This window comes from Saccharopolyspora elongata (assembly GCF_004348985.1).
Taxonomy (GTDB): Bacteria; Actinomycetota; Actinomycetes; order Mycobacteriales; family Pseudonocardiaceae; genus Saccharopolyspora; species Saccharopolyspora elongata.
The window spans coordinates 1-7,276 of the sequence record NZ_SMKW01000169.1 but is presented as its reverse complement, the minus strand read 5'-3'; the positions used below and the strand labels follow the sequence as shown (position 1 = coordinate 7,276).

Sequence of the window (7,276 nt, the reverse complement as noted above, 5' to 3'; positions counted from 1 at the left end):
CGCATCGCCGACTGCACGTGTGCGAGCAGGTCACTGTCCGGTTCTTCCGGCCACCGGAGCAGTGCCGCCGGTTGCGTGACCCCGGTGTCGAGTTCGCCCGGCCGCGGCGCCTCGTGCGCAACGGCGGTTTCGTTGGGCAGTGGTTTTTCGGTGGGTGGCGGTGGGGTGTTCGTGGGGAACGCGGCCCCGGCCTGTTGGCCGCTGCCGTCGACCAGCGGCCAGCCTGTCGGCTCCGGATTGATGGGTGGTCCGGGCGAGGAGAGCACGCCGGTCTGGTCACCGAACCTGGTGGACAACGGCCACACCTGCGTGTCCGGGCTGGCTGCCACCGGCGGGTACGCGGGAAACGACACGCCAACCTGGTCGCCATGGTCGTTGGACCAGGGCACCGCGTGGCGAGTCGCGTTCCATCCCGGGGCCGGGAAAGACGCATCTTCGGCGGTTTCGTCCCAAGTCTCGAACAGGTCAGCCCAAGCCTCAAACAGGTCAGCATCTGCGACACCGTTTTGGTACTCGTGGGGCAGGTCCTCGTGGGTCGGGTTGAAGTCGGTCGGGTTCACGTAAGTCGGGCCGAGGCCGGTCAGGTACTCGTTGGTCAGGCCGAAGCCGGTCAGGTTCCCGTCGGTCTGGTTGAAGTCGGTCAGGCCGAGGCCGGTCGGGTACTCGTTGGTCGGGCCGAAGCCGGTCGGGTACTCGTTGGTCAGGTCGAAGCCGGTCAGGTACTCGTTGGTCAGGTCGAGGTCGAGGCCGGTCAGGTCGAAGTCCGCCGCATTCGGGTCGGCTGCGGAGTGCTCCGGCATCACCTCATCGGGGAAGGGACCGTCTTGTTCCAACCTCCCCGCAGTGGCAACGGGATTCACCTCACCGGCCTCACCGGCCGCCGTGGCGGAGTCCGGCCGTACCCGTTTCGCCGGTGGCTCGAGCGGCTGCTGGTCACTGCCGGAAGAAGCCCGGCGTTTGCGTTGCGCTCTGGTGCCGGGGCCGGTGTCCGTGGTAGCGCCTGACTCGACGACAGCAGCGGCCGCGCCCTGTCCCGTATCTTCGTGCACACCGGTATCAGCGTGGTCACCGATGCCCAGCCGGCTACCAGACCGTGAAACGCCCGGCTGTGCCTCGTCGGTGTCGTCGACGTCCGGTTCGGGCAGACCGTCAGAGCCGGCGTCGGACCCGATCAACCCCGACGGTGTCGAGCCCGCGAACAGCGAGCCGCCGTCGGTCTCTTCGCTGGGCTGTGCACCCACAACACCCGGCACCGAACGGCCGATGAGAGCGTCCACGCCCCACGGAGCGGCGCCACCCACCACCTGCTCATCCTGCTCGACCGGAAGCAGCACACCACCCCCCGCTACGTCGCCCTCACCCATACCGGCATGGCCGGAAGCGGGTCCTCCAGTGGTGTGGGTGTCCTGCGGTGACCAGGTGGACATGCCGGTGTCGGCATGGCCACCGGTGCCCGGCCGGCTGCCAGCCGGTGCTGGAGCAGAGGTCTCGATGAGCCGCAGCTCGTTCCTGGCTTCGGGCTGGGAGCTGATCAGCACGTGTTCGCGCAGCTCGGCGAACGAGGGCAACCCGTACCGCGGGCGAAGCCCCTCATATACCTCCTTCAGCGCACGGTCCCGTAGTTGCCCGCCCCACTCCTCACGGCCCTGCGAGTTCTTCCCAATCGCGACGTTCAGTGTGGGACGCGCATCAGGCGGACTCGCCACAAACCGGCCGACGAAGCCCTCCAGCCGCCACAACAGCCGCTGCTCATCAGCGGCCGACAGACGATGGGCATTGCCGCGGAGAAAACCGACGGTCAGCCAACGGGCGTTGCGATAGTCCTCCGCGGTCCGGCCCGACAGGCCACCGTCAGACCAGATGTCGAACCGGGGCACGAGCGGGAAGCTGGGATGCTCGCCGCGTTTCCTTTTAGGCTTGCCCCAAGACCAGGTCACCGGCAGACGTTCCAGGACGGCCGCGAGTTCGTCACTGACGCCGCGCTCACCGTCCCTATCGGCCCCGTTCTCACCCTCACCACGCGACGGCCGCTGCTTCATCCCCTGGTCCAGAAAGCCTCTGATGCAGCTCTGCGTCCGCTCCTTCACCGTCGGCTGCAACGCGCCCGGCAGCGACCCAAGCGGCGGATTCGGCCTCCTATTACCTTTGACATTCGTCCGAACCGTGATCCGGATGTCCGGCAACTCCACCTCCGGCCCCAGCCCGGCAACCAGCCCCGCGATCACTTCGCCCAACTGCCTCCCATACTCCACAACACGCCTCCGGTCCAGGTCGTGCAACTTCGTCTTGTCCACATCAAGGACAAGAAAGTCTCCCTCACGCACGGCATCCGGCAGTCCGGCCTGAGCGACACCAGCAGCATGTGACACCAGGCCCGGCAACAGCAGCGAGCCGCCGTCACCGACCACCTCACCGCTCGTCTGTACCTCGGCCGGCACCTCCACAGACAGCGACACCGGCCGCCACCACCTGGACACAGTGCGGGGGTCCTTTACCAGGCCGCCGGACAGCGTCACCACCCCGCTGGCGCTTTCCTGTCCGTGCAAGCCCTGTGCCCATCGCTCTACGAGCTTCTGCGTGACCTCATCTTTAAGGCGATGTCGGCTGTCGGTGGTGAGGGCTAGTTGTTGTTGGCCGTTGCCCAAGTCGAGGGTGTCCAGGAATTCCTTCAGTGTCTGCGGGCCGCCTTCGTCTTTGTTTCCCGGACGCCACTGGATGATCTCGTTCTGTATCTCGGCGGGCACCTCCACAGACAGCGACATCGGCAGCCACAACTTGGACACAGAGCGCTCGCTGATCAGGCGGCCGGACAGTCTCTCCACCCCGATGGCGCTCATCTGTCTGTGCAGGCCTTGTGCCCATTGCCACACGAGGTTCTGCGTGACGGGATCAAGGTGGTTGCCCACGTCACGGGTGAGGGGTAGGTGTTGGCCGTTGCCCAAGGGAAGGGTGTCCAGGAAGTCCTTCAGCGTCTGCGGGCCTTCGTTTTCCGGAAGCGGACGCCACTGGATGATCTGGTTCTCTACCTCGGCGGGCACTGTGAGGGACTCGTCCTGCGTGGTCTGGGTGGTCGGCGCGTTGCTGTTCTGGTTGCTGGTGTGGGCTTGGCTGCCAGAGGGTGTTGACGTGGTGGGGTTGGTGGGTGCGGGTGCGCCGCCGGGCAGGCCTGGGACAGGTGGCCGGTGCTGGCCGTTGTGTGGGTGTGCTTCGATCCAGGCGACTTCCTCGGCCAGGCTCGGGACATTTCTGGGTACCGAACGGTGGGTCCATTTCGGGTCTGTGTTCCGGGTGTGGCGCCACTGGGCGTATGCGTGGTGTGCGTCTTGTGCCGTGACTGTGGGGTTCTTGTCGGGTTCGGTGCCGTGCCGGCGGATCTTCCGCATCGCCGACTGCACGTGTGCGAGCAGGTCACTGTCCGGTTCTTCCGGCCACCGGAGCAGTGCCGCCGGTTGCGTGACCCCGGTGTCGAGTTCGCCCGGCCGCGGCGCCTCGTGCGCAACGGCGGGCCCGGTGTCCTGGAACTGATCGGTGCTGTTCCGCCCCGCGTGCGTGGTCGCCGTGTCCGGCACGGGAGAGCCCACCGCCATCGTCGGTGGCATGCCGGGCACGGCCGCCGGGCTGCCCTGCGGGCGCGTGAGCGAGGGTGTTCCGGTCGATGCCGAGCCGCCCGATGCCGAGCCGCCCGAAGCCGAGCCGGCCTGCGGTACACCGGTCACCGCTGCGGTTGGGCCGGCCTGCGGTACACCGGTCTCGGGCAGTTCCGTGTGTGGAATGCCGGTGTGTGGCGCGGTTCGGGGCACATCGGATTCGGTGTTGCCGACGGGGACAGCGGATGTGACCGGGTGCTGTCCAGCCGTGGGCACATCGACGGCCGGAGCCGGAGTGTCCACGGCAGGCGGCCCGTCAACAGTGGGCGATGACGCGCCAGGCGTGGGAACCCCGGCGACCGGATTGGCGACACCGGCCGCCGGAGCATCCGCAGTCGGTGGAGTGTCCGACACGGCTGTGTCGGTGGCTGAGTTCATCGCGCCCGGTGTGGGCAGAGGTGTTCCCGGTGGCGGGGTGCCCGCTGCAGCGGGGGCGGGGTTCGGCCCACCACCCTGACCGAGCACACCACCGGCCCCCACACCCATACCCGCACCCGCTGCTGCCACGGCAGCGGTGGTGGTCAGTGGGCTGATGCTGGCCGGGCCATGGGCAGAAACGCCGCTGCCGGCAGGCGCGGAGTCGGTGTCGCTGCCGTATCCCGAGTCCGCATCACCGGACCCGCCGCCGGTGTCACCGAATTGGCCGCCGGTGTCGGTGTCATAGCCGGAATCCGGATCGCCGAGGCCGGGCTTGTCGCTCACCGGCACCACCGGAACATCGGGCATGTCGATGGTGGGGATGCCCGGGCCGTTCACCACGCCCGCACCGTTGACCAGGTCATCGATCTTCTCACCGGCACTGGAAACACCCTTGTCGACCATGCCGGTGAACGCACCACCCACCGCACCGGTCCACAGATCATCCATACTGCCGCCCAGGATCCCCGCCGCACCCGCGCCGACCACCGTCTCCGCCGCCGCCTCGGTGAACCCGTGGAACAACGCCGAGTCCTCAACCCGCGGCATCCACTTCCGCATGCCCATATGCATGCCGCCCATCACACCGCCCGCCGCGCCACCCGCGACGAACTCGATCAGCGTGCTCTGCTTGTCCCACTCGCGACGGTTACCCTCGATAATCTGGATGATCTGCGCCACCGCGCCCTGCATGACTTCCTGGACACCCTCCATGACCGCGTCGTTGAGCAGCCGCAGCGACCAATGCAGCTTCCCCAGGATGCGGGACGCGGCGATACGAAAAGAGGTGAAAATCGAGGGAACCAACGGCGCCGTGAACGGACTGGCCAGCGCCCAGGCGATCGACAAACTGAAAGATATGATCTCGATCAGCATCGCATAAACGGTCAGCTCCACGTCCAACGCAAGATCAACCAAAGCACCCGACAACTGCCCGGCCAGACCCACCAACTGCAACGCCGCAGCGACCAGCTCATCAACACGATTACGGAACGCACGACCAGCACCACCACCAATACTCCGCTCCGCCACCACCCCCAACGACCCCAGAGAATGCCCCATCCCCTCCAGCGTCACAGCACTCTCACGCCAGTCCTCCGCCAACGCACGCACCGCCGACACATCAACCCGCGGAGCCTTCTGCCCCACCAGCAGAATCCACAACCCATCCAACGACGGATCAAACTCGATATCCACCAGTCAGCCCCGATCCCACACTCGACCCCACCCACAACCACAACAGCGCGATCACAAGCTGAACGAAGGCGCGGGCACAGAACAGTTCAAAACAACATCAAACCAAGCGCAACCAGGCCACACAACACATCCAACCCGAAACAAGACTAACGTGAACCCAAACCTGCTCGCCCACACCAAGGGGCTGTAGCAGAAACGGTGTTTCCGGCGTGTTCGGTTAGTAGGTTTCAGCGGCCGGCCAGCGGTCACTGAATGTGATGGCGAAGGCGTTGATCACGGACTTCCAGCGCATCGTCCATCGGGCGCGGCCTGCCCCGGTGGGGTCCAGGCTGCGGGTCACAAGATACAGGCATTTCATGGCGGCCTGTTCGGTCGGGAAGTGCCCGCGTGCCCGCACAGCGCGTCGGTAGCGGGCATTCAGCGACTCGATCGCGTTGGTCGAGCAGATCATTTTCCTGATCTCGATATCGTAATCCAGGAAGGGAACGAACTCTGCCGTGCGACACGAGGTCGCACGATGTAAGTGGACAGCCAAGGGAGGTCGGCTAATGTCGATGGTGTGATCCCGGGTCAGTGCTCGATGACCTGTCTCCGCCCTGGCGTGCGTCGCGGGTAACCGTGGGGTGCGAAGCCCGGGGTTCAAGCCCAAGTGGTCCTCGTTCCATCCGGGGACCACAGGTGAGGAGAAGATCGGGCGGGCGAACGTAAGTGAACCCTCGTTGACGCCTCGTCATCGTTGAGCCCTGCAGATGGAATGCGGTAGCGGGGTGAGCAGGACTGGCCGCTGGGAAGCGGCAGGCGCTGGCCAAGGGGGCGATGAGGCCAGGAGAGCACCGCCGTCCCGGGGTTGAAGAGGGCGCCCAATCCGATCGCAACTTGCTCGTGCGGAACGTGACAACCCCGTTGAGGTCCGGAATCGTCCGGTAGGCCGACCGTGAGGAAGGCTGAGTTCCTCAGCGGGCGAAGGATGACCCGAGAAGCGAATGCCGGCGGCCGAAAGGCAGCAGGAAAGCGCAGCGAAGTGCCGGTTCTCCCGCTGGTGGCTGCGTATAACTGGCCGGATACCAGCTTGTGCTGGACCCGAAAGGGGGCTGACGCGGGTCGGGTGAGCCTGTGGAGAGGCTGATGACGACAACGCTGGAACCGATGGACAAGTTAGACATCGTGCCCGGTCAGGGCGGGATGAACGGACCGGAGGACGAGCTTGTCGACTGGTCCCAAGTCGATTGGGACGCAGCCGAGAGCAACGTAAAGCGTTTGCGGCAACGGATCTTCACGGCGTCGCAGGCAGGAGACCTGGCCAAGGTCAGGAATCTGCAGAAACTGATGCTGCGGTCCCGCTCCAACACGCTGGTCAGCGTGCGGCGGGTCGCGCAGCTCAACGCTGGACGCAAGACCGCCGGGATCGACAGCAAGACAGCGTTGCTGCCGCAGCAGAAGGCCGAACTGGTCGACTGGGTGCAGCAGCATGCGCAGTCCTGGACGGCCCGTGCGGTCAAGCGAGTGTTCATTCCCAAGGCGAACGGGAAACAGCGACCACTGGGCATTCCAGTGATGGCCGACCGGGCCTTGCAGGCTCGGGTGGCCAACGCTCTGGAGCCTGAGTGGGAAGCACGGTTCGAGTCGCGATCCTATGGATTCCGGCCCGGCCGTGGCTGCCATGACGCGATCGAGGCGGTTTTCGCGGTGACCAAAGGGAAACGTGCGAAACGAGCCTGGATTCTGGACGCGGACGTGGCGGCGGCGTTCGACCACATCGACCATGATCACCTGCTAGCGCAACTCGGTATGTTTCCCGCGAGGGGAATGATCGCCGGGTGGCTCAAAGCCGGTGTCATCGATCGTGGCCGCTTCGCCCCGACCGAAGAGGGCGCTCCGCAGGGCGGGGGTGCGACGCGAGGTCGCACGGTTGTGAGTGGATGCACCAAGGGAGGTTCGATGCTGTCGATGGTGTAATCCCCGGTCAGTGTCCGTTGATCGGTCCTCGCCCCGACGTGCGTTGCTGGTAACGGCAG

2 protein-coding genes and 1 pseudogene are annotated in these 7,276 nt (G+C 65.9%); 1 reads left to right on the top strand and 2 read right to left on the bottom strand.

The features are described 5' to 3' along the window. Positions 1 to 5,261: WXG100-like domain-containing protein (locus tag E1288_RS45625; protein WP_132495491.1), on the bottom strand; the 5,261-nt coding region annotated here is incomplete at its 3' end. A 217-nt stretch (positions 5,262 to 5,478) separates the two neighbouring features. Then, a pseudogene (locus E1288_RS45620) lies at positions 5,479 to 5,754 on the bottom strand (transposase); the annotation flags it as partial. A gap of 632 nt (positions 5,755 to 6,386) precedes the next feature. Between E1288_RS45620 and E1288_RS45615 the strand changes: the two are divergent. Then, positions 6,387 to 7,217 (top strand): reverse transcriptase N-terminal domain-containing protein, encoded by an 831-nt coding sequence (locus tag E1288_RS45615; protein ID WP_235884289.1) that lies wholly within the window; start codon positions 6,387 to 6,389, stop codon positions 7,215 to 7,217. Positions 7,218 to 7,276: the final 59 nt, after the last annotated feature.